This is a genomic window from Alcanivorax sp. HI0083, from assembly GCF_001635175.1.
The window spans coordinates 1-417 of sequence record NZ_LWFX01000770.1; the positions used below are offsets into that span (position 1 = coordinate 1).

Consider the following 417-nt stretch of genomic DNA (forward strand, 5'->3'; position numbering starts at 1 on the left):
ACGATGGCCGCTTGCTGGTGCATTGCTTCGCCGGTTGTCCAACTAGTGACGTGCTAATGGCTGTTGGCCTGAGCCTTGGTGACTTGTTCCCCGAAGGAATGCGTAGCCATAACAAGCCGGGCTTGCCTCACTGGAAGATGGAGCGCCTTCGGGCACATGCAGACCACGAACGTGCTGTGCTGGCTTGCATGCGGTTTGATGCTGCGCGTGGTGAGCTTGTCGACCCTGAGCGAGCGACTAAGGCCAAGGAAAGGTTGCGAAAGATTGGAGGGCTTCTCAATGATTGATGACGTAGATGCTCTGATTAAAGAGGCTCAAGCCCTTAAGGGGCGGGGCCATGTAGAGTTGATGGCCGCAGCCCGCGCCCTAGATGGCGACTCTGCCCCAGATGAGGTGGATGCTATCGTGCTGGAGGCT

1 pseudogene is annotated in these 417 nt (G+C 57.6%); it reads left to right on the forward strand.

The features are described from left to right. Positions 1–287, forward strand: a pseudogene (locus A3754_RS28500) (hypothetical protein); the annotation flags it as partial. Positions 288–417 lie beyond the last annotated feature (130 nt).